At 72.9% G+C, this 24,164-nt stretch carries 24 protein-coding genes and 1 tRNA gene; 16 read left to right on the top strand and 9 right to left on the bottom strand.

The genetic code is table 11. From position 1 onward, the window contains the following. Positions 1 to 448: 448 nt before the first annotated feature. From K4G59_RS16425 to K4G59_RS16385, 9 genes are all read left to right on the top strand, one after another. Positions 449 to 1,699 (top strand): glutamate-5-semialdehyde dehydrogenase, encoded by a 1,251-nt coding sequence (locus K4G59_RS16425; RefSeq protein WP_231252143.1) that lies wholly within the window; start codon positions 449 to 451, stop codon positions 1,697 to 1,699. 31 nt (positions 1,700 to 1,730) lie between these two features. After that, entirely contained in the window at positions 1,731 to 1,880 is a 150-nt protein-coding gene (locus K4G59_RS16420) for a hypothetical protein (protein WP_231252142.1), read from the top strand. A 14-nt stretch (positions 1,881 to 1,894) separates the two neighbouring features. After that, positions 1,895 to 2,536 (top strand): nicotinate-nucleotide adenylyltransferase, encoded by a 642-nt coding sequence (nadD, locus tag K4G59_RS16415; RefSeq protein WP_308189417.1) that lies wholly within the window; start codon positions 1,895 to 1,897, stop codon positions 2,534 to 2,536. Next, positions 2,533 to 2,892, top strand: a complete 360-nt coding sequence (rsfS, locus tag K4G59_RS16410) for a ribosome silencing factor (protein WP_231252141.1) — start codon at positions 2,533 to 2,535, stop codon at positions 2,890 to 2,892. Before nadD ends, rsfS begins: the two co-directional genes overlap by 4 nt. After that, the gene (locus K4G59_RS16405; protein WP_231252140.1) at positions 2,889 to 3,518 is read left to right on the top strand and encodes a histidine phosphatase family protein; all 630 of its coding nucleotides are present in this window, start codon (positions 2,889 to 2,891) and stop codon (positions 3,516 to 3,518) included. The genes rsfS and K4G59_RS16405 overlap by 4 nt, the downstream gene beginning before the upstream one ends. Then, on the top strand, positions 3,515 to 3,985 hold the full coding sequence (locus K4G59_RS16400) for a DUF4112 domain-containing protein (protein ID WP_231252139.1): 471 nt from the start codon (positions 3,515 to 3,517) through the stop codon (positions 3,983 to 3,985). Before K4G59_RS16405 ends, K4G59_RS16400 begins: the two co-directional genes overlap by 4 nt. A gap of 83 nt (positions 3,986 to 4,068) precedes the next feature. After that, positions 4,069 to 4,141: transfer RNA gene (locus K4G59_RS16395), tRNA-Ala, on the top strand. Between the two features lie 97 nt (positions 4,142 to 4,238). Then, positions 4,239 to 5,477 (top strand): ornithine--oxo-acid transaminase, encoded by a 1,239-nt coding sequence (gene rocD / locus K4G59_RS16390; RefSeq protein WP_231252138.1) that lies wholly within the window; start codon positions 4,239 to 4,241, stop codon positions 5,475 to 5,477. Between the two features lie 8 nt (positions 5,478 to 5,485). After that, positions 5,486 to 6,745, top strand: coding sequence for a VOC family protein (locus K4G59_RS16385; protein WP_231252137.1), 1,260 nt, complete (start codon positions 5,486 to 5,488; stop codon positions 6,743 to 6,745). Here the strand turns inward: K4G59_RS16385 and K4G59_RS16380 are convergent. Genes K4G59_RS16380 through K4G59_RS16365 form a run of 4 tightly spaced genes read right to left on the bottom strand, consistent with a single transcriptional unit; the run spans position 6,742 to position 9,622 of the window. Continuing rightward, positions 6,742 to 7,023 carry an ankyrin repeat domain-containing protein gene (locus K4G59_RS16380; RefSeq protein ID WP_231252136.1) on the bottom strand — a complete coding sequence of 94 codons (282 nt, stop codon included), beginning with the start codon at positions 7,021 to 7,023 and terminating at the stop codon, positions 6,742 to 6,744. The two genes, K4G59_RS16385 and K4G59_RS16380, sit on opposite strands and share 4 nt — an antisense overlap. Then, on the bottom strand, positions 7,023 to 7,784 hold the full coding sequence (locus tag K4G59_RS16375; RefSeq protein WP_231252135.1) for an SDR family NAD(P)-dependent oxidoreductase: 762 nt from the start codon (positions 7,782 to 7,784) through the stop codon (positions 7,023 to 7,025). Before K4G59_RS16375 ends, K4G59_RS16380 begins: the two co-directional genes overlap by 1 nt. Before the next feature lie 9 nt (positions 7,785 to 7,793). Next, positions 7,794 to 9,044, bottom strand: a complete 1,251-nt coding sequence (locus tag K4G59_RS16370) for an MFS transporter (protein WP_231252134.1) — start codon at positions 9,042 to 9,044, stop codon at positions 7,794 to 7,796. Beyond that, positions 9,041 to 9,622: an ArsR/SmtB family transcription factor gene (locus K4G59_RS16365; RefSeq protein ID WP_231252133.1), complete on the bottom strand. Its 582-nt coding sequence runs from the start codon at positions 9,620 to 9,622 to the stop codon at positions 9,041 to 9,043. Before K4G59_RS16365 ends, K4G59_RS16370 begins: the two co-directional genes overlap by 4 nt. Before the next feature lie 320 nt (positions 9,623 to 9,942). Here K4G59_RS16365 and K4G59_RS16360 point away from each other — a divergent pair, with 320 nt between their 5' ends. Both K4G59_RS16360 and leuS read left to right on the top strand, forming a co-directional pair. Then, on the top strand, positions 9,943 to 10,440 hold the full coding sequence (locus K4G59_RS16360) for a DUF4870 domain-containing protein (protein WP_231252132.1): 498 nt from the start codon (positions 9,943 to 9,945) through the stop codon (positions 10,438 to 10,440). 279 nt (positions 10,441 to 10,719) lie between these two features. Beyond that, positions 10,720 to 13,218: a leucine--tRNA ligase gene (gene leuS, locus K4G59_RS16355; protein WP_231252131.1), complete on the top strand. Its 2,499-nt coding sequence runs from the start codon at positions 10,720 to 10,722 to the stop codon at positions 13,216 to 13,218. 65 nt (positions 13,219 to 13,283) lie between these two features. Here leuS and K4G59_RS16350 read toward each other — a convergent pair whose 3' ends face one another. Both K4G59_RS16350 and K4G59_RS16345 read right to left on the bottom strand, forming a co-directional pair. Then, positions 13,284 to 14,870 carry a S8 family peptidase gene (locus K4G59_RS16350; RefSeq protein ID WP_231252130.1) on the bottom strand — a complete coding sequence of 529 codons (1,587 nt, stop codon included), beginning with the start codon at positions 14,868 to 14,870 and terminating at the stop codon, positions 13,284 to 13,286. A 122-nt stretch (positions 14,871 to 14,992) separates the two neighbouring features. Beyond that, entirely contained in the window at positions 14,993 to 15,865 is an 873-nt protein-coding gene (locus tag K4G59_RS16345) for an XRE family transcriptional regulator (protein WP_231252129.1), read from the bottom strand. 85 nt (positions 15,866 to 15,950) lie between these two features. Here K4G59_RS16345 and K4G59_RS16340 point away from each other — a divergent pair, with 85 nt between their 5' ends. The 4 genes from K4G59_RS16340 to holA all read left to right on the top strand — a co-directional run bounded on the left by K4G59_RS16340 (position 15,951) and on the right by holA (position 21,054). Next, complete coding sequence (locus tag K4G59_RS16340) at positions 15,951 to 16,814, top strand: DegV family protein (RefSeq protein ID WP_231252128.1); 864 nt, start codon at positions 15,951 to 15,953, stop codon at positions 16,812 to 16,814. A gap of 64 nt (positions 16,815 to 16,878) precedes the next feature. Next, on the top strand, positions 16,879 to 17,784 hold the full coding sequence (locus tag K4G59_RS16335) for a ComEA family DNA-binding protein (protein WP_231252127.1): 906 nt from the start codon (positions 16,879 to 16,881) through the stop codon (positions 17,782 to 17,784). Between the two features lie 3 nt (positions 17,785 to 17,787). Next, complete coding sequence (locus tag K4G59_RS16330) at positions 17,788 to 20,055, top strand: ComEC/Rec2 family competence protein (RefSeq protein ID WP_231252126.1); 2,268 nt, start codon at positions 17,788 to 17,790, stop codon at positions 20,053 to 20,055. A 12-nt stretch (positions 20,056 to 20,067) separates the two neighbouring features. Beyond that, positions 20,068 to 21,054, top strand: a complete 987-nt coding sequence (gene holA / locus K4G59_RS16325) for a DNA polymerase III subunit delta (protein WP_231252125.1) — start codon at positions 20,068 to 20,070, stop codon at positions 21,052 to 21,054. Positions 21,055 to 21,121: 67 nt separating this feature from the next. Here holA and rpsT read toward each other — a convergent pair whose 3' ends face one another. From rpsT to K4G59_RS16310, 3 genes are all read right to left on the bottom strand, one after another. Next, positions 21,122 to 21,382 carry a 30S ribosomal protein S20 gene (gene rpsT / locus K4G59_RS16320; protein ID WP_207084690.1) on the bottom strand — a complete coding sequence of 87 codons (261 nt, stop codon included), beginning with the start codon at positions 21,380 to 21,382 and terminating at the stop codon, positions 21,122 to 21,124. A 71-nt stretch (positions 21,383 to 21,453) separates the two neighbouring features. Then, a complete protein-coding gene (locus K4G59_RS16315) occupies positions 21,454 to 22,482 on the bottom strand; it encodes an aminoglycoside phosphotransferase family protein (protein ID WP_231252124.1) in 1,029 nt (342 codons plus the stop codon). After that, on the bottom strand, positions 22,479 to 23,441 hold the full coding sequence (locus K4G59_RS16310; RefSeq protein ID WP_231252123.1) for a phosphotransferase: 963 nt from the start codon (positions 23,439 to 23,441) through the stop codon (positions 22,479 to 22,481). The genes K4G59_RS16315 and K4G59_RS16310 overlap by 4 nt, the downstream gene beginning before the upstream one ends. A 115-nt stretch (positions 23,442 to 23,556) precedes the next feature. On the opposite strand from K4G59_RS16310, the gene K4G59_RS16305 reads away from it, so the two are divergent. Further along, positions 23,557 to 24,087, top strand: a complete 531-nt coding sequence (locus K4G59_RS16305; RefSeq protein ID WP_231252122.1) for a GNAT family N-acetyltransferase — start codon at positions 23,557 to 23,559, stop codon at positions 24,085 to 24,087. Positions 24,088 to 24,164 lie beyond the last annotated feature (77 nt).

The following is a 24,164-nucleotide window of genomic DNA, read 5'->3' as shown; positions in this document are numbered from 1 at the left end:
CCTGACGGCGCGTCCTCCTCCGGGGTGGACCCGTCGCAGGCGGTGAGAGCCAGCAGGAACATCAGGCAGCCGGCAGCAGGCAGCGAACGCGAGGACATACCGGAATTGACGCGCCAACGCCGCCGCCGGTTCCAAGAGCGGTCGGGGCGCGCCCTACGCCGCGGCGACCACACATGCCCAGTCGAACAAACCGCCGAACGCTCAACACATCCGCTGGGTGCTGCTGACGAGGCGACATGCTCGCGGCAGCGAAGAACGCGCCCCGGCCGAAGCCGAGGCGCGTTCTGGGGCGGAGCAAGAGCTCCGGGGATGTACCGATTTGCCCCGTGTACCCACTTGTAAAGCCGAACAGGACCTCCTGGTCGGGGGCGTCCGTCGTCCACGGGCGGGTGCCCCGTGATGCGAGACGCCCCTCCGACCGGCCGCGGACCGGCCTACGCTCTCGGTCATGAGCAGCGAGGAGGACGTGCGTGAGGTCGCCGCACGCGCACGGGCCGCCAGCCACGAGCTCGCCACCGCCACCCGCGCGGTGAAGGACGCCGCGCTGCATGCGATGGCCGACGCGCTGCACGACGCGGGGCCACAGGTGCTCGCGGCCAACGCCGAGGACGTGGCGCGTGCCGAGGCCGCTGGGACCCCTGCCAACATCGTGGACCGGCTGCGCCTCGACGACGAGCGCCTCGCCGCGATGGCCCAGGGCTTGCGCGACGTCGCCGGCCTGCCCGACCCCGTCGGTGAGGTGCTGCGCGGCAGCACGCTGGCCAACGGCCTCGAGCTGCGGCAGGTGCGGGTGCCGTTCGGAGTCGTCGGGATGATCTACGAGGCCCGACCCAACGTCACCGCCGACGCCGCCGGCATCTGCCTCAAGGCCGGCAACGCAGTGCTGCTGCGCGGCTCGTCGAGCGCCCGGTCGAGCAACGCTGCGATCGTCGCAGCGATGCGTGACGCGCTGGCTGCCAGCGGCCTGCCTGAGGACGTCGTACAGCTGGTGCCGGGGGAGACGCACGACAGCGTCAAGGCGCTGATGCGTGCGCGCGGGCTCGTGGACGTGCTCGTCCCGCGCGGGGGCGCCGGCCTGATCCGCAGCGTCGTGGAGGAGTCGACGGTGCCGGTGATCGAGACCGGCGTCGGCAACTGCCACGTCTACGTCGACGCGTCCGCCGACCTCGAGCAGGCGCTCGCGATCGTGCTCAACGCCAAGACCCAGCGCACCAGCGTGTGCAACGCCGCGGAGTCCCTGCTCGTGCACGAGGACGTCGCGGACGAGTTCCTGCCGATCGTGGTCGAGGCGCTCCAGGCTGCCGGGGTGCTCGTGCACGGCGACGCCGCCTTCGCCGAGTACGACGACGTCGTGCCGGTGACCGACGACGACCATGCGGCCGAGTTCCTCGGCCTCGAGATCTCCGCGGCCGTGGTGAGCGACGTGGAGGGTGCGATCGAGCACATCCGCCGTTTCTCGTCGGGGCACACCGAGGCCATCCTGGCCCGCGACCAGGCCACGATCCGTCGCTTCGTCGCGGCCGTCGACTCCGCCGCGGTCGTGGTCAACGCCTCGACCCGCTTCACCGACGGCGGCGAGTTCGGCTTCGGTGCGGAGATCGGCATCTCCACCCAGAAGCTGCACGCGCGCGGGCCGATGGGACTGGCGGAGATGACGTCCAGCAAGTACGTCGTGGTCGGGGACGGGCACGTGCGCTGAGCCGCCGCGGCGCGGACGATAGGATCACGCCATGCTGAACTCCCTGACTGTCCTCGCCTCCGAGGCCGAGCACGGCGACCCCGTCGTCAGCCCCTACGTCATCGGCGCCGTCACGCTGGTCCTGCTGATGGTGCTCCTCCTGGCCGTGGTGTCCTTCGGCGGCGGGCGAGAGCACAGCTGAGGTCGGCGACCTCCGTGACGGTCCCGGCGACCCGCCGACGCGTCGGCGTGATGGGCGGCACCTTCGACCCCATCCACCACGGCCACCTGGTCGCGGCCTCCGAGGTCCAGGCGTGGTTCGACCTCGACGAGGTCCTCTTCGTGCCCACCGGCGACCCGTGGCAGAAGAGCGACCGCGACGTCACCGAGGCCGAGCACCGCTACCTCATGACGGTGGTGGCGACGGCTGCCAACCCGCGCTTCAACGTCTCACGCGTGGACATCGACCGGGACGGCCCGACGTACACCATCGACACGTTGCGCGACCTCAAGGCCGAGCTGCCCGACGCGGAGCTGTTCTTCATCACCGGCGCGGATGCCCTGGCCGACATCTTCACCTGGCGCGACGCCGAGGAGCTGTTCGAGCTCGCCAACTTCGTCGGGTGCACCCGCCCCGGCTACGACATGGAGCGGGAGACGCTCGACAAGATCCCCTCCGACAAGGTCACGATCGTCGAGATCCCCGCGCTGGCCATCTCCTCGACCGACTGCCGCGAGCGCACCCGCCGCGGCGAGCCCGTGTGGTACCTCGTGCCCGACGGCGTCGTGCAGTACATCTCCAAGCACGACCTCTACGCCCCCACCTCCCGCACCACCCACAGCAAGGACTCCGCATGACAGCCACCGACCACGCCCTCGAGCTCGTCGCCATCGCCGCCCAGGCCGCGCACGACAAGAAGGCCGACCAGGTGCTGGCCTTCGACGTGAGCGAGCAGCTCGCCATCACCGACGCGTTCGTCATCGCCAGCGCCGGCAACGAGCGCGCCGTCGGCGCCATCGTCGACGAGGTCGAGGAGAAGCTCCGCGAGGCGGGCACCAAGCCGATCCGCCGCGAGGGCCACAAGGAGGGCCGCTGGGTCCTGCTCGACTACGGCGAGATCGTCGTGCACGTCCAGCACGAGGAGGAGCGGATGTTCTACGCCCTCGAGCGCCTGTGGAGCGACTGCCCGGTGATCCCGCTGACCCTGACGTGAGGCGCCTGGTCCTCCTGCGCCACGGTCGCACGGAGTGGAACGACTCCGGACGGGCCCAGGGCCACGCGGACGTCCCGCTCGACGAGGTCGGCGCCGCCCAGGCCAAGGCCGTCGCCCCCGTCCTCGCCTCGCTGCGGCCCGTCGCAGTGTGGTCCTCCGACCTGGCCCGAGCGGCCGGGACGGCGACCGCCGTGGCCGCCGAGTGCGGGCTCGAGCCGGTGCTCGACCCACGGCTGCGCGAGTTCGACGTCGGTCCGAACCGGCAGGGTCTGACCGCGGAGCAGTACGCCGCCGCCCACCCCGAGGAGTACGCCGCGCTGCTGGCCGGCGACCTCGACGCCATTCCCGGCCGCGAGACCCGCGACGACGTGCTGCGGCGCTTCCTGCCGGCCCTCGGGGCGTACGCCGACGCGCTGGACGAGGGGGAGACCGCGCTGGTCGTCTCCCACGGAGCGGCCCTGCGTGTCGCCGTGCCGGCCTTCCTGGGCTGGCAGGGCGACCCGGGTGAGAGCCTCGGGGTGCTGGCCAACTGCGGCTGGGTCGTCCTCGAGCACTCGGCGTCGACCTGGACCGGCGGGGTCGAGCGCTGGCGGCTGACGGCCTGGAACCGCGTGGTCACCCCGTGAGCGAGCGCGCCCGCGAGGTCGACGTGACCTCGAGCCGGCGGCTCGCACGCGTCATGGACGACGCGGTGACCGTGCCCGGCACGCAGATCGGCGTCGGCCTCGACGCTGTCATCGGGCTGGTGCCCGGCATCGGCGACGCTCTCGGCAGCGCGCTGTCCAGCATCATCGTGCGCGACGCGGTGCGCGCCCGCGTGCCGATGGTGGTGCTCGCCCGGATGGGGTTCAACCTCGTCCTGGACGCGTTGCTCGGTCTGGTGCCGGGCGTCGGTGACCTCATCGACATCGCCCACCGCGCCAACCGCAAGAACCTCCGGCTGCTGCTCCGCGAGGTCGAGCGCGAGCCGCTGCGCGAGCCCCCGACCCCGGCGTACGTGGTCGGCGCCGTGGCCCTGATGGTGGTCCCGATCGTCGCCGGACTGGTCGTGACGGTGCTCGGGATCTGGCTCCTGTGGCGGCTGGTCACCTGACCTGGGACCCCGATTTCACCTCGGCGAGGCCGTCGGCTAGTGTTCTCGTCGTTGTCCTCCCGGCTCCACGGGAGGACGATGTTGGGGCTGTGGCGCAGCTGGTAGCGCATCTGCATGGCATGCAGAGGGTCAGGGGTTCGAGTCCCCTCAGCTCCACCGACACGAAGAGGCCGGACCGCAGGGTCCGGCCTCTTCGCGCATTCCGGTCCTCGCCGAGTCGGCGTTCGGAAGAGGGCAGTGGCACCATGGGCACATGACCGCGACCGACCTCTCCACCAGCACCGTCTCCGAGCTCACGGAGGCTCACATCGCGACTACCGAGCGCTACGCCGCGCACAACTACCACCCCCTTCCGGTGGTGCTCGCGCAGGGCGAGGGCGCATGGGTCGTCGACGTCGACGGACGTCGTTTCCTCGACTGCCTGGCGGGCTACAGCGCGCTGAACTTCGGTCACTCCAACGAGCGCCTGGTCGCGGTCGCGCGCGAGCAGCTGGGCCGCCTCACGCTGACCAGCCGCGCGTTCTTCAACGACCGGCTGAGCACCTTCGCCGAGTCGCTGGCGCGCCTGACCGGCAAGGACATGATCCTTCCGATGAACTCCGGCGCCGAGGCCGTCGAGACCGCGATCAAGGTCAGCCGCAAGTGGGGCTACGAGGTCAAGGGCGTCCCCGCCGGCCAGGCCTCGATCGTCACCATGGAGGGCAACTTCCACGGCCGCACCACCACGATCGTCAGCTTCTCCGACGACGAGGTCGCCACCTCCGGCTACGCGCCCTTCACCTCCGGCTTCCGCCGCGCGGCCTACGGCGACATCGCCTCGGTCGCCGCGGCGATCGATGACACCACCGTCGCGGTGCTCTTCGAGCCCATCCAGGGCGAGGGCGGCGTCGTGATGCCTCCCGAGGGCTTCCTGCGCGACCTCCGGGCGCTCTGCACCGAGCGCAACGTGCTGATGGTGGCCGACGAGATCCAGTCCGGCCTCGCGCGCTCGGGCCGGACGTTCGCGTGCGACCACGAGGACGTCGTGCCCGACATCTACATCATGGGCAAGGCGCTCGGCGGCGGCATCTACCCCGTCTCCGCGATCGCGGCCGACCACGAGGTCATGGACGTCATCACCCCCGGCTCGCACGGCTCCACCTTCGGCGGCAACCCGCTCGCCGCGGCCATCGGCACCGAGGTCGTCGCGATGCTCGAGGAGGGCACCTTCCAGGCCCGCGCCGCCGAGATCGGCACCCAGATCGAGGCCGGCTTCCGCCCGCTCGTGTGTCGCGGCCTCGTCGACGTGCGCGTGCGCGGCGCCTGGGCCGGGATCGACATCGACCCGGCGCTGATGACCGGTCGCCAGATGTCCGAGGCGCTCATGGCCCGCGGCATCCTGGCCAAGGACACCCACGGCTCGACGGTCCGCTTCGCCCCGCCCCTCGTGGCGAGCGACGCCGACATCGCGATGCTGGTCTCCGCCGTCACCGAGATCCTCGCCGCCGGCTGAGCTCCCCGGTGGGCGCCCGGTTCGACCACCTCGTCGTCGCCGTCGACGACCTGGACGGGGCCGCCGCCCGCTGGCGTGCCGCGGGCCTCGCGGCCGAGCACGGGGGAGTGCACCCCGTCGGCACGGTGAACGTGCTCGTGCGCGGTCCGCAGGCGGCGTACGTCGAGCTGATCGCTGCTGGCTCCGACGAGTCCAACCCATGGCAGGACCGCGTGCGTGCGGCCCGCGGACCGATCTCGTGGGCGGTGGCGGTCGACGACGTCGACGTGGCCCACGCGGCGCTCCTCGGTGCGGGGTTCGAGCCCGGTCCGGTCCGCGACGGGTCGCGCACGACACCTGCCGGCGAGGTGGTCACCTGGCGGATGTGCGACGTCGGTCCGGGGCCGTACGACGGCTCGCTGCCGTTCCTGATCCAGTGGACGTCGCCGATGGCTCCCGGGCCCGCCGACGGCCCGGTCGTCGAGCACGTCGCCCTGGCGCCGCCGGACCCCGAGCGGGTGGCCGACCTCCTGCTCGCACTGGGCCTGGAGCCGAGCACGCACTGGCCGCGGCGCGTCTTCCTCGACGCCGCGGATGTGCGGGTCACGCTCCTACCGGCCGGCGAGCCGGTCGGACGAAGCGCCTGGTCGATGTCCTGGGAGCAGGACGACGAGCCGGTGGCGACGCTCACCCTCAGGACCGCGTCCGGTGACCTGTCCCACCTCGCCCTCGATGGTGTCGCGGTCCTCGCCTGGCCCGATCGGCGGAGCCTGGCTGCCTCGGTCCTGCAACCCTCGGCCGGTGCGGCGTCGGCCGTCGAGCGCGCGCAGGCGTGGGTCGAGTCCGTCGTCGACGCGGGGCTCGGCACCGCGCGGGACGTCGACGTCGTCTGGGCCGACGACGGTGTCGGGATCGACGTCGTCAGGTCGGTGCGGCTCGACGGACCGGACGGGACGCAACCCGTCACTGTGGTGACGTGTTGGCACCCGCTCGACCACCACGGCGTCGCAGTGGTCGGCGTCGGTGACCCCGTCGAGGTGCTGGAGCGGCAGCCGACGATCGGGGAGCCGTCCGTCGCCGAGCAGGTCGCCAGCCTCGACGACGCGTTCGCGCTCGTCCTCAGCGGAGGGGTGTACGTCGTCCGCGACGGCGACCGGTCGGTGGTGCGGCACTTCAACGGACGGTCGAGCAGCGGGCGCTTCGCCGAGGGCGAGCAGGAGCGGTGGCTGGACGACGCAGCCGCAGGACGGCGCACGGACGGCGTGGTCCGCGGGGAGCCCTGGCTCTAGGCCAGCCGGTCCACGACCCGGTCGAGCCCGGCGGCGCGAGCTGCCTCGAGCGGCGTCGTCCCCTCCAGCGGCGAGCGCAGGGTCGTCGAGGCGCCACGGTCGAGCAGGAGGAGCGCCACGTCGGTGCGGCCCTCCTCGATCGCCGCGACCAGCGCCGTGGACTGCAGCTCGGGGTGCACGAAGTCGACGTCGACGCCGGCCGTCAGGTGGTGCTCGACGAGGTCGACGTCGCCCGCGCAGGCAGCGGCGAAGAACGCCTTGTAGTCCCCGTGGGACATCAGGCGATCGTCAGGCCGCCGTCGACCGGGATCATCTGGCCGGTGACGTAGCCCGCGGCGTCGGACGCCAGCCACACGGCGGTGGCGGCGAGCTCGTGCGGGTCGCCCTTGCGGCCGGCAGGGACCCGCTGGAGGGCGAGGTCGAGGTAGCCGTCGGGGTAGGTCTCGGTCATCTCGGAGGTGAAGAAGCCCGGCGCGAGGGCGTTGACCCGGATGCCCTTGCGGCCCGTCCACTGCTGGGCGAGGTCGCGGGTGAGCCCGCCGAGGCCGGCCTTCGAGGCGGAGTACGCCGCCTGCGGCAGGCCGCCGGTGGTGATGCCGAGGATGGAGGAGATGTTGATGATGCTCGACCCGGGCTCCATCACCCGGCCGCACGCCTGGGCCATCCAGTAGCACCCGTTGAGGTTGACGTCGATGACCGAGCGGAATTGCTCCGGCGTCTCGCGGGTCGCCGGGACGGCGGTGCCGACGCCGGCGTTGTTGACGAGCACGTCGATCCGCCCGAACTTCGCCATCGCCTCGTCCACCAGCCGCTGGCACTGCTCGGGGTCGGCCACGTCGGTGGCGACCGTGTGCACGCGTCGACCGGTCGAGCGGACGGACTCGGCCACCCGCTCCAGCTTCTCGACGCGGCGTGCACCGAGCACCACGTCGGCGCCGGCCTCGGCGAAGCAGTGGGCGAACGCGACCCCCAGCCCGCTCGAGGCGCCGGTGACGATGACGACCTTGCCGTCGAGGCGGAACATCTCCATGACTCCCATGGCGAGACCCTAGGACGTGGTGGTCGTCACCGCAGCCTCCGGGGTCACCGGCGCCCGGGGCAGCGTGCGCACCGAGCGGGAGCACAGCACCAGCGCGACGACCGCGACGTACGCCAGCGCGGAGGCGACCAGCACCGGCCGGAAGCCGAAGGCCAGGGCGAGCGGTCCGTAGGCGAGCTGGCCGACCGGCATGGCGACGAACGAGCCGAGCGCGTCGTAGGAGTAGGCGCGCGACAGCATGCCGTCCTCGATGTTCTCCTGCATCGCCAGGTTCCACCCCATGCCGAAGACCTCGGTCCCGGCGCCGGCCAGGAAGGCGGTGGTGACGAGCCCGACGAGGGTGGGGGAGACGCCGAGCAGGAGCATCGGCGGCGCCATCATCGCCACGCCGAGCATGCCGAGCAGCAGCGGTCGCTCCAGGCGTACGCGCAGCAGGACGACCGTGGTGAGGAGCAGGCCCGCGGCCTCCGCGGACAGCACGATGCCCCAGGCCTGGCGGCCGATGGTGTCGTCGGCGACCGCCGGTCCGAGCGTGAACCAGGCGCCGGCGTGGATGGCGTTGAGCACGCCGAAGCCGATGACGACGATCCACAGCCACGGGGTCGCCCAGAAGAAGGACCAGCCCTCCCGCAGCTCGCGCAACGTGTCGGGCGCCTCCGCCCGGGGCTGCCGGGCGGGCAGGCGCACGGGGACGAGCAGCAGCGCGGCGAGCAGCCAGGTGGTCGCGTCGACGGCGAGGGCCCAGCCCGACCCGACCGTGACGACCAGGAGCGCGCCGATCGTCGGTCCGAGCACCATCATGCCGTTGCGGGTCAGCGAGACGAGGGCGTTGGCCGGCTGCAGCGCCGAGCGCTCCACGAGCTGGGGCAGGACGCTGGCCATCGCGGGGAACCCGATGCCCGAGACGATGCCGTGGACGATCGAGAGCACCACGAGCATCCAGATCTCGGCCTCTCCCGCCAGCACCAGCAGGGCGATGGCGCCCTGGCTGACCGCGGAGGCGAGGTTGGAGAACTGCAGCACCAGCGTGCGCGGGAACCGGTCGGCGATGACGCCCCCGTAGAGCAGCAGCGCGATCATCGGGATCGTGTGGGCGGCCAGCACCTGGCCGAGCGCGGCGGGGGAGTCGGTGATGTCCAGCACCGCGAACGCGAGCGCGATGCTCGCCATCATGTTGCCGAGCGTGTTCACGAAGCGGGAGGCGAAGTACCACGCGAAGTCCCGGTTGCGCAGGGGTGCGAGCGCGGCCGTCCAGGTCATCGCTCCTCCCTCGCCGGGATCCAGCGCACGGCCTCGCCGTCGAGCCCGCCGGTCATGGTGAACGCGTTGGTGGTGGCGCTGACGTGGACGGTGTCGGGCGTACTGGCGGGTCGGGCCTCGGCGTGCAGCAGGTGCGAGGCCTCGTGGAGCAGGTCGAGGGCGCGGTGCCAGACCTCCACGGGTACCCAGGCCTCCAGGTCGCTGGAGGATGCGGCGCCCTTCGCCGCGTCGCGCAGGCGGCGCTCGACCTCGACGGCGTTGGCGCGCGCGTAGGCGATCCGGTCGTCGATGCCGCTGGTGCGGTCGGCGAGCTCGCGGGACGCGTCGTAGCGGTAGCGCTTGGCCGTCCCGCCGCGGATCTTCTCCTCGCTCTCGACCACCAGCTCGCCGATGTCGTGGAGCACCCGCAGGTGGTACGACGCGTTGGCGTGCGTCAGCTCGAGCGCGCGGGCGACCTCCGCGGCGCTCATCGCCTGCGCGGTCAGCAGCGACATGATGCGCAGTCGCACCGGGTGCGCGGTCGCGCGCAGGCGGGCCACCGCCTGTCCGTCGGTCTCGGGCTCGGTCTCGTCCACCACGGCGTACCCCTCCAAGAGTTCTTGGGGAGTGAGTGTGCCCGAGCGACGATGGACTGTCAAACAGTTGTTGGGCGGTCATCGTCGGGGTAGTCCACCGGGATGTGGTCGTCCGGGGGCGGGCAAAACAGCCGTTTCCCGGTGGACTACCCGCCATTTCCCGGTGGACTACCCCGACGAGCGAGCGCGCGGTCCGCCCGAGGAGCCCCCGCACCCCACCCCGATCACACCCTGACTCGACCCCGGGAGGGGGTGAAACCGGGTGTCGGACGTGCTTGGCTTGACCCAGAGGCAGGGCAGCCCCGCCCCGAGGAGTGAGTGAGATGTCAGACCAGTACCCGCAGTACCCCCAACAGCCCCACGACCCGCAGGGCCCGGGCCAGCCGGCCGGCTACGGTCAGCAGCCGCGGCAAGAGCAGGCCTACCGCACGCCGCCGGCCACGATGTCGCCGCAGGACGAGCGCACGTGGGGCGCGATCAGCCACGCCGGCGCCGTCGTCGCGATGATCGGCTCGGCCGGCTTCCTGGGCTTCATCGCCTCGATCGCCGTCTACGTGATCCATAAGGACCGCGGACCGTTCGTGCGGGCGCACGCCGCCAACTCGATCAACATCCAGATCTCGATGTTCATCTGGCTCGTGGTCGCCACGGTCGTCTACGTCGTCCTCGGGGTCCTGACCCTCGGCATCGGCTTCGTGGTCCTGCTCCCGGTCTTCCTGGTGCCGCTGGTGGTCGCAGGCGTCCTGCACGTGATCGGTGCGGTCAAGGCCTACAACGGCGAGTGGTGGAACCCGCCGCTGACGCCGTCCTTCGTGAAGTGAGCACCGTGAAGTGAGCACCGTCGGCTGAGCCGCCGCAGGACCTCGTCCTGCCACGCGAACGCCGCTCGGGCCCGGACCTCAGGGTCCGACCCGGGCGGCCGCGACTCCACCTGCCCAGGTCGGCAGCGGTGGGAGCGAGTATGATCCCGGTGTGCACCAGTACCTCCTTCTTCCTCGGCCGCGCTGATCACGTCCCACCAGGACGGACACGCGGCCACCCCTCCATGTGAGGGGTTTTTTCATGCCAGCACCCCGCAGCACGCCACAAGAGGACACGCCATGACCAGCCAGGACACGGGAGACACCGCCGCTCCGCAGGAGACGGCCGAGCGCGCGACGTACGACATCGCAGCCACCGAGACGAAGTGGCAGCGGGTGTGGGAGGAGCTGGACCCCTTCCGGGCCGACGACGACAGCCCGCGCGAGAAGCGCTACGCGCTGACGATGTTCCCCTATCCCAGCGGCGACCTGCACATGGGTCACGCCGAGGTGTTCGCACTGCACGACGTGGTGGCGCGCTACTGGTGGCAGCGTGGCTACGAGGTGCTGAACCCGATGGGCTTCGACTCCTTCGGGCTGCCCGCGGAGAACGCGGCGATCCGCAACGACGAGCACCCCGACACCTACACGCGCGCCAACATCGCGAAGTCGATCGAGTCGTGCAAGAAGTACGCCGTCTCCTTCGACTGGTCGCGCACCTTCAACACCTCCGACCCGGACTACTACCGCTGGACGCAGTGGCTGTTCCTGGAGTTCTTCAAGCGTGGCCTGGCCTACCGCAAGAACAGCGCCGTGAACTGGTGCCCGCAGGACCAGACGGTGCTGGCCAACGAGCAGGTCGTCGCGGGCGCCTGCGAGCGGTGCGGGGCGGAGGTGACCAAGAAGGAGCTCACCCAGTGGTACTTCAAGATCACCGACTACGCCCAGGAGCTGCTAAACGGCCTCGACGAGCTGGAGGGCACCTGGCCCGACCGGGTGGTCACCGCGCAGCGCAACTGGATCGGTCGCTCCGAGGGCGCCCACGTCACGTTCACCCTGTCCACCGGGCACGACATCGACGTCTACACCACCCGACCGGACACCCTGTACGGCGCGACGTTCATGGTGGTCGCGGCCGATGCCGCGCTGGCGGCGGAGATCGTGCACCCCGACCGCGCGCAGGCGCTGGAGGACTACCTGGTCGAGGTGCGCAAGGCCTCCGACATCGACCGGCTGGCCACCGACCGCCCGAAGACCGGCGTCGACCTGGGCATCACCGCCACCAACCCCGTCTCGGGTGAGGAGGTGCCGGTGTGGGCCAGCGACTACGTCCTGGCCGACTACGGCACCGGGGCGATCATGGCCGTGCCGGCGCACGACCAGCGCGACCTCGACTTCGCGAGGGCCATGGGCCTGCCGGTCCGACGGGTCATCGACACCGGGGAGGACAACCCGGAGGAGACCGGGGTCGCGACCTCGGGCGACGGTGCCTACGTCAACTCGGGCGAGCTGGACGGCTTGCACGACAAGGCGTCGGGCATCCGCACCATCATCGACGAGCTCGAGGCCGACGGACGCGGGTCCGGGGCGGTTAACTTCCGCCTGCGCGACTGGCTGATCAGCCGCCAGCGCTACTGGGGCCCACCCATCCCGATCGTCCACTGCCCGGTCGACGGCGAGGTCCCGGTCCCGGAGGACCAGCTTCCCGTCACGCTGCCGATGCTCAAGGGCGCCGACCTGAAGCCCAAGGGCACGTCCCCGCTGGGCGGGGCCACCGACTGGGTCGACGTCGCCTGCCCGACGTGCGGTGGCCCGGCCACCCGCGACACCGACACGATGGACACCTTCGTCGACTCGTCGTGGTACATGTTCCGCTACTGCTCGCCCCACGAGGACGAGCGGCCGTTCGACCCCGACAAGGTCAACGCCTGGATGCCCGTCAACCTCTACGTCGGCGGCGTCGAGCACGCCGTGCTGCACCTGCTCTACGGTCGGTTCTTCACCAAGGTCCTCAACGACATGGGCCTGGTCGGTTTCCGCGAGCCGTGGTCGGCCCAGCTCAACCAGGGCTTCGTGATCAACCAGGGCAAGAAGATGAGCAAGTCGCTGGGCAACGGCGTGAACCTGGGCGAGCAGCTGACCGTCTTCGGCGTCGACGCCGTACGCCTCACGCTGGTGTTCGCCGGTCCGCCCGAGGACGACATCGACTGGGCCAACATGTCGCCCGACGGGTCGCTGCGCTTCCTGCAGCGCGCCTGGCGGCTGTCCGGCGACGTCACCTCGGACCCCGGTGCCGACGTCACCACCGGCGACCTGGCGCTGCGGCGCACCACGGCGCGGACCGTGCACGACGCGGCCACGCTGGTCGAGGCCTACCGCTTCAACGTGATGGTCGCTAAGGTGATGGAGCTGGTCAACGCCACCCGCAAGGCCATCGACTCCGGCTGCGGACCGGCGGACCCGGCCGTGCGCGAGGCGACCGAGGCGGTGGCGATCCTGCTGTCGCTGGTCGCGCCCTACACGGCCGAGGAGATGTGGGAGCGGCTGGGCCACGAGCCCACCGTCGTACGTGTCGGGTGGCCCGAGGTCGACGAGGCGCTGCTGGTCGAGGACGCCGTCACCGCGGTCGTGCAGGTCAGGGGCAAGGTCCGCGCACGACTGGAGGTCGCCCCGGACGTCTCCGAGGCCGACCTCGAGGCGGCGGCACTGGCCGACGCGAACGTGCAGCGGGCGCTGGAGGGGGCGACCGTGCGCAAGGTCATCGTCCGGGCGCCGAAGCTCGTGAACATCGTCGTCTGAGACCGGACGCACGAACGGCCCCGCGGCGTGAGCCGCGGGGCCGTTCGTCGTTCAGCGGGGGAGCGTCACGGACGGTCGAGACCGAACGTGTAGCTGCCCGAGCCGGAGTAGGACTGCACACGCCACGAGTAGTAGCCCGCGGTGCCGGTGTAGGTGATCTTCTCCTCCGAGGTGCTGGTCACGCCCTGCGCGACCACCACCCACGTGGAGCCGTTCCACTTCTCGAGGTAGAGGTCGAAGTCGGTGCCCGCCGGGCCCGACACGCAGCCGACGTGGGTGCCGGCGCCGGAGTTGTAGTAGTCGTTCGTGCCGGGGTGGTAGGACACACCACCGGAGGTGAGCGAGCCGGGCTCGGTCTCCGGCATGGCGCTGCACGTGGTCGGCGTCGGGTCCGGGGTCGGCGTGGTGCCGCCGGTGCCGATGTGGAGGAGGCGGTTCGGTGAGCCGGTGCCCGCGTTGGTGACCTTGTTGGGCGTCGAGGCCGAGATCAGCGCGTTGCCGACGGTGGCCGGCGAGGCCGACGGGTTGCCCTGGAGGTAGAGCGCGGCCGCGCCCGCGACGTGCGGCGTGGCCATCGACGTGCCGCTGATGGTGTTGGTCGCCGAGGTGCCGGTGTGCCACGCCGAGGTGATGTTGGAGCCCGGGGCGAACATGTCGAGGCAGGAGCCGATGTTGCTGAAGCTCGAGCGCGCGTCGGTGTTGGTGGTGGAGCCGATCGTGAGGCCGGCCGCCACGCGGGAGGGCGAGCCGTTGCAGGCGTTGGCGCCGGAGTCGTTGCCCGCGGCCAGCGCGTAGGTCACGCCGTCGGCGATCGAGTTGTTCACCGCGGTGTCGAGCGCGCTCGAGATGCCGCCGCCGAGGCTCATGTTGGCGACCGCGGGCGAGCCGGCGGTGTGGTTCTGCGTCACCCAGTCGACGCCGGCGATGACACCAGAGTTGGAGCCGCTGCCGGCGCAGTCGAGGACGCGGACGGCCACGAGGCGTACGCCCTTGGCCACGCCGTAGGTCGAGCCGCCGACGGTGCCGGCGACGTGCGTGCCGTGGCCGTTGCAGTCGGTGGTGCCGCGGCCGTCGTTGATCGCGGTGTAGCCGGAGACCGCGCGGCCGCCGAACTGGGTGTGGGTGGTCAGGATGCCGGTGTCGATGACGTACGCCGTCACCCCCGCGCCGGTGGCGTCGTAGGTGTAGGAGTTGTTCAGCGGCAGGTCGCGCTGGTCGATCCGGTCCAGGCCCCAGGTCGCCGGCGACTGGGTCGCGGCGAGCTGCACCGGACGATCGGCCTCGATGTAGGCGACGTGGGGGTTGTTGCGCAGCGCGGCCAGGGCCTTGCTGTTGAGCTTGGCGGCGAAGCCGTCGAGCACCGTGCTGTAGCTGTGGGTGACGGTCGCGCCGTCCGCGCGGGCCTCGGCCTTGGCGGCGCGCAGGCTCTTGCCCGGGGCCTCCTTGTCGAGCACGACGATGTAGCGGTCGTCGGCCGACGTGCCGATGACCGGGGCCGGGCCGTCGTCGGCGACGGACGCCGCGGGAGCCTCCCGCGGCTTCTCCCCGGCTGCGTGGGTGACGGCCTGGGAGGTGGTGGGCGTCAGCGCGAGGGTGGCGCCGGCCAGGGTGACCGCGAGGCCGGCGGCCAGGCGGGGGTGGACAGGGTTCATCAAGGGGTTCCTTCCCGAGAAAGATGGACGAGCAGACCCTGACCGGGCGGGCGGCCCCGCGACAAGGCTTGACCGTTCCTTAACACTTAACTCAGGCCCGGGCCGGCCCCGCCCGGCACGGGTCAGGAAGCAGGCCAGGTCCAGCGGATGCCGGTCGTGCCCGGCGCCGTGTCGGAGTGCACCAGGTGCGCGCGGTGGTCGTCGTCGAGCGCGATCGGCTGCTCGAGACCGTCCGCGAACGACACCACGCCGGCGGGCAGCGCGCGGGGGTCGAACTCGACCTCGAGGAGGTACTCGCGCATCGGCAGGCGCAGGCGCCGGGTGTACTCGCACTCCTGCGGGCCGGGCGAGGCGGACACGACGTCGTACGTCACGATCACCGTCTCGCCGCGTCGCAGCGGGCGGAAGAAGAGCAGCTCCGCGCCGACGACGCCGCCGCTGCGGTCGTGCTCGACGGCGCCGAGCGAGCAACCGCGCACCGGTCGGATCCGGGGGAGCGCCACGTCGGTGTCGTCCTGCGCGTGCATCACCACCCGGCGGTCGGGGCCGTCGACACGGGCACGCATCGCCTGGCGCACCGTCAGGCTGACCTGGCGGCGGTCCGGGCCGATGCGGAGCACGTCGTGGACCGACACCCGCGCCAGGTGGGTGTCCCAGCTGGTGTCCAGGCGCCCGAGCACCGCAGCGTGCGGCTGCTCGGGCCACAGCGTCTCGAGACCGCGTACGGCGTGGCGCGGGACGCGCTCGCGGGTGTCGGGCAGGGTCCGGGTCAGGGCGCCCGGGCACAGCCCCAGCACCGCCTCGAGGTGCGGGAGGGCCGCCAGCGAGGACTTGCGGCCTGGAACGCTGCGCCCGGACCGCCAGTAGCTGAGGGAGGCGGCGCTGACGCTGACCCCGCGCCCGGCGAGGTGGTCGGTGATCCGCTCGAGGCTCAGCCCGCGTGCGTCGATGGCCAGCCGGAGCGCATCGGCGAAGCTGTCGAGCCTGTCGGGCATCTGGACATCCAAGCGGAGGCCGCCAAGCCGCGGCAAGGCGGACGGGTCGCGCTGCCGGGTGGTGCCAGCCACTAGCCTTCGGGGTGTGTCCGGCACCGTCATCGTCACCGACTCGACCGCGAGCCTGCCCGCAGAGGTCGCGCTCGAGCGCGACATCCGGGTGGTGCCGCTGCAGGTCGTGATCGGTGCCCGGGTGCTCGACGAGGGACCCGACGGCGCGACGCCGGACGTGGTCGCGGAGGCGCTGCGCGACTTCGTGCCGGTCAGCACCTCCAGGCCCTCGCCCGCCCTCCTCGCCGAGCTCTACCGTGACCTCGCGGCCGGCGGCGCGGACGAGATCGTCTCGGTGCACCTCTCGCGCGAGATGAGCGGCACCTTCGAGTCCGCCCAGCTCGCCGCCCTCGAGGTCGACGTGCCCGTGCACGTGGTGGACTCCGGGCAGGTCGGCATCGCGACCGGCTACGCCGCGCTCAGCGCCGCCGACGTGCGCGACACCGGCGGCAGCGGTGAGGCGGCGGCCGAGGCGGCACGGGCGCGGGGTCGCGGCGCGACCTCGCTGTTCTACGTCGACACCCTGGAGTACCTGCGCCGCGGCGGCCGGATCGGAGCCGCGGCCGCGATCTTCGGCAGCGCCCTGTCGGTCAAGCCCCTGCTCGAGATCGCGGGCGGCAGGGTCGTGCCACGCGAGCGGGTGCGTACCGCCTCGCGCGCCCTCGCCCGGCTCGCGGACCTCGCGGTGGAGGCGGCCGGTGACGCGCAGGTCGACGTCTGCGTCTCCCACCTCGCCAACGCCGACCGTGCCGAGGAGCTGGCCGCGGCGCTCACCGAGCGGCTGGCCGCCGGCCTCGAGGGGCGCGAGGTGATGTGCGGCGAGCTCGGCGCGGTGCTCGGCGCCCACGTCGGTCCCGGCATGGTCGCGGTCTGCGTCTCGCCGCGCCCGACCTCCTGACGGCTGTCCACAGATCGTCCTGCGCCCCTGTCGGCGGGGGCGTCGGTCTTTCTAGCGTGAAGGCATGCGCCGAAACCAGTCGTCCGCCGAGCACGCCGAGGCGGTGTCGCGGCGGCTCGCCTCGCTCAGTGCCGAGCTCGCGGCGGTCCGTGGGGAGCCGCACGCGGGGGAGCCCGCGTCCGGTGAGCCCTGGCCCCACACCCGGGTGCGCGACCGCAGCGGCGACGTCGGGCCCGTGGCGGCGCCGGTCGCGGCGCCCGTGACGCTGGCGGTCCCGGGACGCCACGCGTCGCGGCGGGTGCGGATCGGCGGGCTGCAGCTCGGTCCGGTGCACCTCGCGGTGGTGGCCGTGGTCGCGGCGGTGGCGGTCGGGCTGGCCGCCTGGTGGGCCGTGCGGGACCAGGCCGAGGCGGTCCCGGTGCGGGTCGACGCCACTGCGCCGGCGCCGCTGACGTCGCTGAGCCCCGACGCCGCGGGGGCCGACGCAGGTGCGGCCGCCGGTGCCGAGGCGACCGGGGACGGGGCGGGGGAGGCGGGGGAGGTGGGGGAGGTGGTGGTCGACGTGGCCGGCAAGGTCCGCCGGCCGGGCATCGCGGTGCTGCCGGTGGGGTCGCGGGTCGTCGATGCGCTGGAGGCGGCCGGGGGAGCCCGGCGCGGGGTCGACCTCACCGGGCTCAACCTCGCCCGCCCGCTCGTCGATGGCGAGCAGGTGCTGGTCGGCGTGGCGCCCGCGCCCGGTGTGGCCGGCACCCTGACGTCCCCCGCCCCGGCCGGAGGGTCGCTGGTCAACCTCAACTCCGCCGACCTCGCCGCGCTCGACACGCTGCCGGGGGTGGGTCCGGTGACGGCCGAGGCGATCGTGTCGTGGCGGGAGGACAACGGCGGGTTCACCTCGGTCGAGGAGCTGCTCGAGGTGGACGGCATCGGGGAGGCGACCCTCGAGGACCTCGCGCCGCTCGTCACCCTCTGACCCGTGCCCGACCTGCGCGCGGTCGCGCTCGGTGCCGGCGCGTGGGTGGGGGCGCTGCTCGTGCTGCTCCTGCCGGGACGGGGGGCGCTGGCAACCGTCGTGGGCGTGGTCGTGGGAGCGCTCGTCCTCGCGGTCCGCGGGACCCTCGCGGCAGCCTGGCTGGGGCCGGTGGCCGCGCTCGCAGCAGTCGCAGGAGTGGCCACCCTGCAGCTCACGCTGGTCGCGACCTCGCCGCTCACCACGCTCGCCGAGGAGTCGGCGGTCGTCGACGTCCGCCTCGAGCTCACCTCCGACGTCCGTGTCGTGGCGGGACGCTACGGCGAGCTCCAGGTCGTGCAGGCCACGGTGTCGCGGGTCGAGGGCCGGGGCACGGCTTGGGCGCTGACCGCGCCGGTGGTGGTGATGGCGGGCGCCGACTGGCCGCGCCTGCCGCTCGGCACGACCCTGGAGACCACCGCCCGGCTGGTGCCCGGCGACGGCGAGGAGGCAGCGCTGGTGCGCCCGACGGGGGAGCCCCGCGTGGTCGCCGGTCCCGACGTGTGGTGGGACGCCGCAGCAGCGGTACGCCGCTCGGTGCGCGCCGCGGTCACCGGCCGGGACGCCGACGCGCGCGAGCTGGTGCCGGCCCTGGTGGTGGGCGACGACGGTGGCCTCGACCCCGGCCTCGCCGACGACTTCCGCACCACCGGGCTCACCCACCTGCTCGCGGTGAGCGGCACCAACCTCACTCTCGTGGTCGGCGCCCTGCTGATCCTGGGCCGCTGGCTCGGCGTGCGCGGTCGGTGGCTGCACGTGCTGGCCGCGGTGGGCATCGCCGGCTTCGTGCTGACCGCGCGCGCCGAGCCCAGCGTCGTACGTGCGGCCGCGATGGGGACCGTCGCGCTCGTCGGGATGGGCAGCAACGGTCGCTCACGCGGGACGCGCGGGCTCGGGGTGGCGGTGCTCGGCCTCCTCCTGCTCTGGCCGCGCCTGGCGGTGACGGCCGGCTTCGCGCTCTCCGTGCTCGCCACGGCCGGGATCCTGCTGCTCGCGCCGGTGTGGCGCGACGCCCTGCGCCGTTGGACGCCGCGGTGGGTGGCGGAGGCCGTCTCGGTGCCGCTGGCCGCGCAGGTGGCGTGCACCCCCGTCGTCGCAGCGCTGTCCGGTCAGGTCAGCCTTGTCGCGGTCGGCGCCAACCTGCTGGCCGCCCCGGCCGTCGCCCCGGCCACCGTCCTCGGCCTCGGCGGCGGGCTGCTCGGGCTGGTCTGGGCGCCGCTCGGAGTGGTGGTGGGCGCGCCCGCGGCGTGGTCGGCGGGGTGGATCATCACGGTCGCCCGCTGGGGCGCGGCGGTCCCGACCGCCGCGATCGACTGGGGCACCGGACCGGTCGCGCTCCTCGTCCTGACCCTCGCGTGCCTGGTGTCCGTACCGGTGGCGCCGAGGCTGCTCGGCAACCCGGCGTCGACGCTGGCGTGCACCGGGCTGCTCGTGGTGGTCATGCTCGTGCGGCCCCCGACGCCGGGCTGGCCGCCCGCGGGGTGGGTGCTGGCCGCATGCGACGTGGGGCAGGGTGACGGCCTGGTGCTGCGGGCGGGGGAGCGCGCCGCCGTGGTGGTCGACGCGGGTCCCGACCCGGCCCTGATGGACGCCTGCCTCGACCGGCTCGAGGTCGAGCAGGTGCCGCTGCTGCTGCTCACCCACTTCCACGCCGACCACGTCGACGGGGTGGCGGGGGTCATCGAGGGGCGCGAGGTCGGGGTGGTCGAGGGCACCGGGCTGCTCGATCCGGTCGCCGGGGTGGAGGTGGTGGAGACGGCGGCGGGGCGCGACCCGGACGTGGCGGCGTACGGCGGCACGCGCAGGTTCGGCGACGTCACCCTGCAGGCGGTCTGGCCGCCCCCGGGGGCCGGCCGCACGGACCCCAGCGAGAGCGCCCCCAACAACGCCAGCGTCGTGGTCCTGGCCGAGGTCGGTGGCCTGCTGGTCCTGCTGACCGGCGACGTCGAGCCGTCGGCGCAGGCGGCGCTGGCGCGCGACGTGGCGGGCCTGGAGGTCGACGTCCTCAAGGTCCCCCACCACGGCAGCCGGCACCAGGACCTCGACTGGCTGACCTCGCTCCGGGCGCGGGTGGCGTTGGTGTCGGTGGGGGAGGACAACGACTACGGGCACCCTGCGCCCGACGTCCTCGCCGCCCTGGAGGCGGCGGGTGCGGAGGTGTGGCGTACGGACCTCGCCGGCGACGTCGTGGTGGTCGTGCGACGGGGCGAGGTCGGTGTCGTCACCCGCGACTAGGCTGGTCCCACCATGGCTCGCACTCCCTCCGCCGCTCAGGTCCTCGGCCGCGTCGTCCTCGTGACGGGCAAGGAGGAATACCTCTCCGCGCGCACGGTCGGCTCGGTCCGCGAGGCCGTCCGGGCCCACGACGCGGAGGCCGAGCTCGCCGAGTCGGCGGCCTCCGAGCTCACCCTCGCCTCGCTGGGCGAGATGTCCGCGCCGTCGCTCTTCTCCTCGATCCGCTGCGTGGTCGTCCGCGGCCTGGAGGACCTTCCCGACGAGTCCGTCGACGGCCTCCTGTCCTACTGCGCCGCCCCGGCCGACGACGTCGCGCTCGTGCTGGTGCACTCCGGCGGGCAGAAGGGCAGCGGCGTGCTCACCAAGCTGCGCAAGCTGGCTGCCGTGACCGAGGTGAAGTCCGAGGAGATCAAGGCCAGCGAGATGCCCGGCTTCGTGACCTCCGAGGTCGCCTCGCACGGCGCGAAGATCGCCTCGGACGCCGCGACCTTCCTGGTGCAGGCCATCGGCCACGACCTGCGCTCGTTGGCGGCTGCGGCCGACCAGCTCACCAACGACTACCCCGGCGAGCAGCTGACGGTCGAGAAGGTCCAGCGATACTTCGGTGGTCGCGCGGAGGCCAAGTCCTTCACCGTCGCCGACGCCGCCTTCTCCGGCAAGCGTGCGCTGGCGCTCGAGGAGCTGCGGTGGGCGCTCGACACCGGGACCCCGGGGGTGCTCGTGACGTCCGCGATGGCGGCTTCGGCCCGCGGCCTGGCGCGCTACCTCGGAGCCTCCCGTGGGGCGCGCGACGCCGACCTCGCCCGCGACCTCGGCGTGCCGCCGTGGAAGGTGCGGACCGTGCGCGAGCAGTCGCGCGCCTGGACGCCGGAGGGCATCGCTGCGGCCGTACGCGCGGTCGCGGTCGCCGACGCCGACATCAAGGGCCAGGCGCACGACGCGTCCTACACGCTCGAGCGGCTGGTCCTCACCGTGGCCGGGCTGCGCGAGAGCCGCTGAGGGTCGCGACCGGCCCGAAATGCGAAACACCCGCCACGGGGGCGGGTGCTTGCGGTGGAGGGACGACTCAGAGCGAGGCGGCCTTCTTGGCGATCGACGACTTGCGGTTGGCGGCCTGGTTGGAGTGGATGACACCCTTCGAGGCGGCCTTGTCGAGGGCCTTCATGGCGTCGCGGCTGGCAGCCACGGCGGCGTCCTTGTCGCCAGCCTCGGACAGCTCGCGGAACTTGCGAACGGCAGTCTTCAGGCGCGACTTCACGGCCTGGTTGCGCTGGCGCGCCTTCTCGTTCTGCTTGTTGCGCTTGATCTGGGACTTGATGTTCGCCACGTGTGGATCCTCGGATGCTCGAGCTGGTCTGGAATGGAAGTCTGGTGCTGTCGGCTGCCTGGCAACCCCGGTCAGGGGCGGGCGCCGGACACGCAGGGAGAAACTCTACCGTCAGGCCTCGTGCGCGCCCAAATCCGTCGTGCGCCGCGGCCGCTCCTGCGGCCGGTGCGACGAGCGACGGCCTCCAGCATGCGCCGCGACTCGCGGATCCGGAAATCGTTGAGCGTCGGGAGGTTGACGTCGACGGCCACCCCGGAGCGTACGGCCAGGTGGGCCCCCATGCCCGCGAGGAACGCGGTGACGGCTTCGTCGCCTGCTCGGGCCAGGGCGGGGGAGGTGGCGAGCGAGGTGTCGAACCACGGGGCGTCCATCCGCTCGAGCCGGGCGAGCAGCGGGTCGGCCCACGCAGGGCCGCGGGCCGCCATCCCCCAGTCGAGGAAGACGATCTCGCCGCCCGGGCGGCGCAGCATGTTGTCGATCCGGATGTCCCAGTGGGTGAGGTGCCGCATCGGGCGTGCCGCCAGCTCGCGCAGGACCTCCGCCCAGCCGTGCGGGTCGGTGCGCAGCCAGTCGGGCACCGGTGTCGAGTCCGGTGCGTCGGCGAGGGTCGCGAGCGTGTCCGCCCAGGTCCGGAACCGCTCGCCGATGTCCGCCAGGTCCACCGACTGCGGGACCTCCCGCTCCTGCAGGACCTCGGAGAGCCGGTCGGTCCCGTCGAGGACCGCTCGCAGCTCCGCGTCGTCGCTGAAGTCGGGGTGGCGTCCCTCGACGTCCTCGATCAGCAGCGCGACCCAGGCTCCGTCGTCGTACGCCGCCCGCAGGGTCGCCCACAGCGGGTGCTCGCCGAGGTGCTCGAGCACCGCGACCTCGCGGCGGAACAGGCCGGGGGTGTCGGGGTTGAGCTCGGAGCCGACCGTCTTGACGAAGGCGCGGGTCCCGTCGGCGCAGGTCAGCCGCGTCGCACAGCCCGGCGACATGCCGCCGACCTGCTCGGCGGTGCCGACGACGGGGGAGCCCAGCTCGTGCTCGACCCACGCGCGCACCGCGGCGGGCACGGCGGCGTACGGCAGGCGTACGCCGACCGCGCGGGGTGCGCTCACGCCCAGCCCCGGCGCTCGGCCAGCCAGTCCCAGCACACCTCGCCCTGCCAGCGCTGGTGGTCGCGGATGTGCGGCGAGGTCGGCGGGACCGGCAGCTCGCACTGGGAGAGGAAGTAGCCGACGTAGAGCGCGAGGTTGATGTCCAGCGTCTCGGCGTCGAGGTCGCGCAGGAGACGTCGCTCGGCGATCACCGCGTCGACGTCGATGCCCTCGCCGCGCGGAGCGATGAGCGCCGCGAGCGAGTCGAACCACGCCGCGCCGCGCACCGGCCAGTTCCAGTCGCACAGGAGCGCGCGGCCGTCGGCGTCGATGAGGACGTTGTCGGAGCGGACGTCGGTGTGGACGAGCGTGTCGCCGCCGACGACCTCGGCGTAGCGGCGTGCCAGCGCCTCCGCCTCGGCGAGGTGCGTCGGGTCCAGGTCGGTGCGGGTGCGGTGGATCGACTCCCAGCCGTCCAGCAGCGGGGCGAAGTCGGCCTCGGCCGTGTCGAGGGCGAGGCCGGCGGGGGCTGGGGTCAGCACGTCGGCGACGACCTCGAGGGAGTCGAGGAGCGCGTCGAGGTCGCCCGCGCGCCAGGGGCGGTGCGGGGTCCGTGCGGCGACGTGCTCGATGCCGAGCACCACCCAGTCGTCGTCGAGGTGCCAGAGCAGGCGCGGCGCCGGGACGCCGGTGGGCAGTGCGGCGAGCTTGCGCGCCTCCTCGCGGTAGGAGTCGGCGAACATGCGCTGCGCCTTGACGGACGCGGCCTTCACGAAGTGGCGCGAGCCGTCCTCGCAGACGAGCACGGAGGCGAAGCCCGGGGTGAAGCCGCTGGTCTGGGAGGTCGCGGTGACGACGGGGGAGCCGCACTTGCGCTCGATGTAGGCCCGGAGGTGGGGCGGGAGGAAGGGCCACTCGAGGCGCCGGGCCGTCCGGTCGTGCGGGACGGGGTAGGGCGTGACGGGTGCGGTGCGGGACATGTGCGGAATCCTCTCCCACCGACCTGTCGAGGACGAACCGATATCCGCCCACCCGGCCGCCTGACCGACGAAACCCGTGTGCGTCGCGCACCGGCGTCGGGGAAGGATGGCGCCCATGCCCGAGCTCGTCCTGCCCACCACCTCCGTCCGCGCGTCCTTCCTGGAGGCCATGGACGAGTTCGTCGCCGAGGGCGCGGAGCGCAGTCAGACGGCTGCGTGGATCGACCACAACGCTCCGGGCTGGCGCGACCCGCAGACCTTCGCCGCCTTCGTCGAGGCGGTCCGCGCCGACGCGCTGGAGGAGAGCCCGCGTCCGGAGTGGCACGTGCCGTGCACGACGCTGTGGTGGGTGGACGGTGGTCACTACCTCGGCCGGCTGGCGATCCGCCACCGGCTCAACGACTTCCTGCTCGACGTCGGTGGCCACATCGGCTACGACGTACGCCCCACGCGCCGGCGTGAGGGCCACGCCACCGCCATGCTGCGCGCGGCCCTGCCGTGGGCGCTCGAGCTGGGCATCGACCCGGCCCTGGTCACCTGTGACGACGACAACGTGGGCTCCGTCCGGGTGATCGAGGCGGCCGGCGGCGAGCTGGAGGACGTACGCGGGGTGAAGCGGCGCTACTGGGTGCCGACCACGCGGTAGTCCACCGGGATGTGGTTGCCCGGAGGGTCGCCCGACGACCGTTTCCCGGTGGACTACGCCGGCCCGACGACCGTTTC

The organism is Nocardioides furvisabuli, assembly GCF_021083185.1.
GTDB lineage: Bacteria > Actinomycetota > Actinomycetes > Propionibacteriales > Nocardioidaceae > Nocardioides > Nocardioides furvisabuli.
The sequence above is the reverse complement of the archived record's forward strand: the minus strand, read 5'-3'. Positions and strand labels throughout refer to the sequence as shown.

Coding starts and splice junctions, on each gene's coding strand:
- K4G59_RS16425 (WP_231252143.1), top strand. CDS start 449: ATGAGCAGCGAGGAGGACGTGCGTGAGGTCGCCGCACGCGCACGGGCC.
- K4G59_RS16420 (WP_231252142.1), top strand. CDS start 1,731: ATGCTGAACTCCCTGACTGTCCTCGCCTCCGAGGCCGAGCACGGCGAC.
- rsfS (WP_231252141.1), top strand. CDS start 2,533: ATGACAGCCACCGACCACGCCCTCGAGCTCGTCGCCATCGCCGCCCAG.
- rocD (WP_231252138.1), top strand. CDS start 4,239: ATGACCGCGACCGACCTCTCCACCAGCACCGTCTCCGAGCTCACGGAG.
- K4G59_RS16380 (WP_231252136.1), bottom strand. CDS start 7,023: ATGTCCCACGGGGACTACAAGGCGTTCTTCGCCGCTGCCTGCGCGGGC.
- K4G59_RS16375 (WP_231252135.1), bottom strand. CDS start 7,784: ATGGGAGTCATGGAGATGTTCCGCCTCGACGGCAAGGTCGTCATCGTC.
- K4G59_RS16370 (WP_231252134.1), bottom strand. CDS start 9,044: ATGACCTGGACGGCCGCGCTCGCACCCCTGCGCAACCGGGACTTCGCG.
- K4G59_RS16360 (WP_231252132.1), top strand. CDS start 9,943: ATGTCAGACCAGTACCCGCAGTACCCCCAACAGCCCCACGACCCGCAG.
- leuS (WP_231252131.1), top strand. CDS start 10,720: ATGACCAGCCAGGACACGGGAGACACCGCCGCTCCGCAGGAGACGGCC.
- K4G59_RS16350 (WP_231252130.1), bottom strand. CDS start 14,870: ATGAACCCTGTCCACCCCCGCCTGGCCGCCGGCCTCGCGGTCACCCTG.
- K4G59_RS16345 (WP_231252129.1), bottom strand. CDS start 15,865: ATGCCCGACAGGCTCGACAGCTTCGCCGATGCGCTCCGGCTGGCCATC.
- K4G59_RS16335 (WP_231252127.1), top strand. CDS start 16,879: ATGCGCCGAAACCAGTCGTCCGCCGAGCACGCCGAGGCGGTGTCGCGG.
- holA (WP_231252125.1), top strand. CDS start 20,068: ATGGCTCGCACTCCCTCCGCCGCTCAGGTCCTCGGCCGCGTCGTCCTC.
- K4G59_RS16310 (WP_231252123.1), bottom strand. CDS start 23,441: ATGTCCCGCACCGCACCCGTCACGCCCTACCCCGTCCCGCACGACCGG.
- K4G59_RS16305 (WP_231252122.1), top strand. CDS start 23,557: ATGCCCGAGCTCGTCCTGCCCACCACCTCCGTCCGCGCGTCCTTCCTG.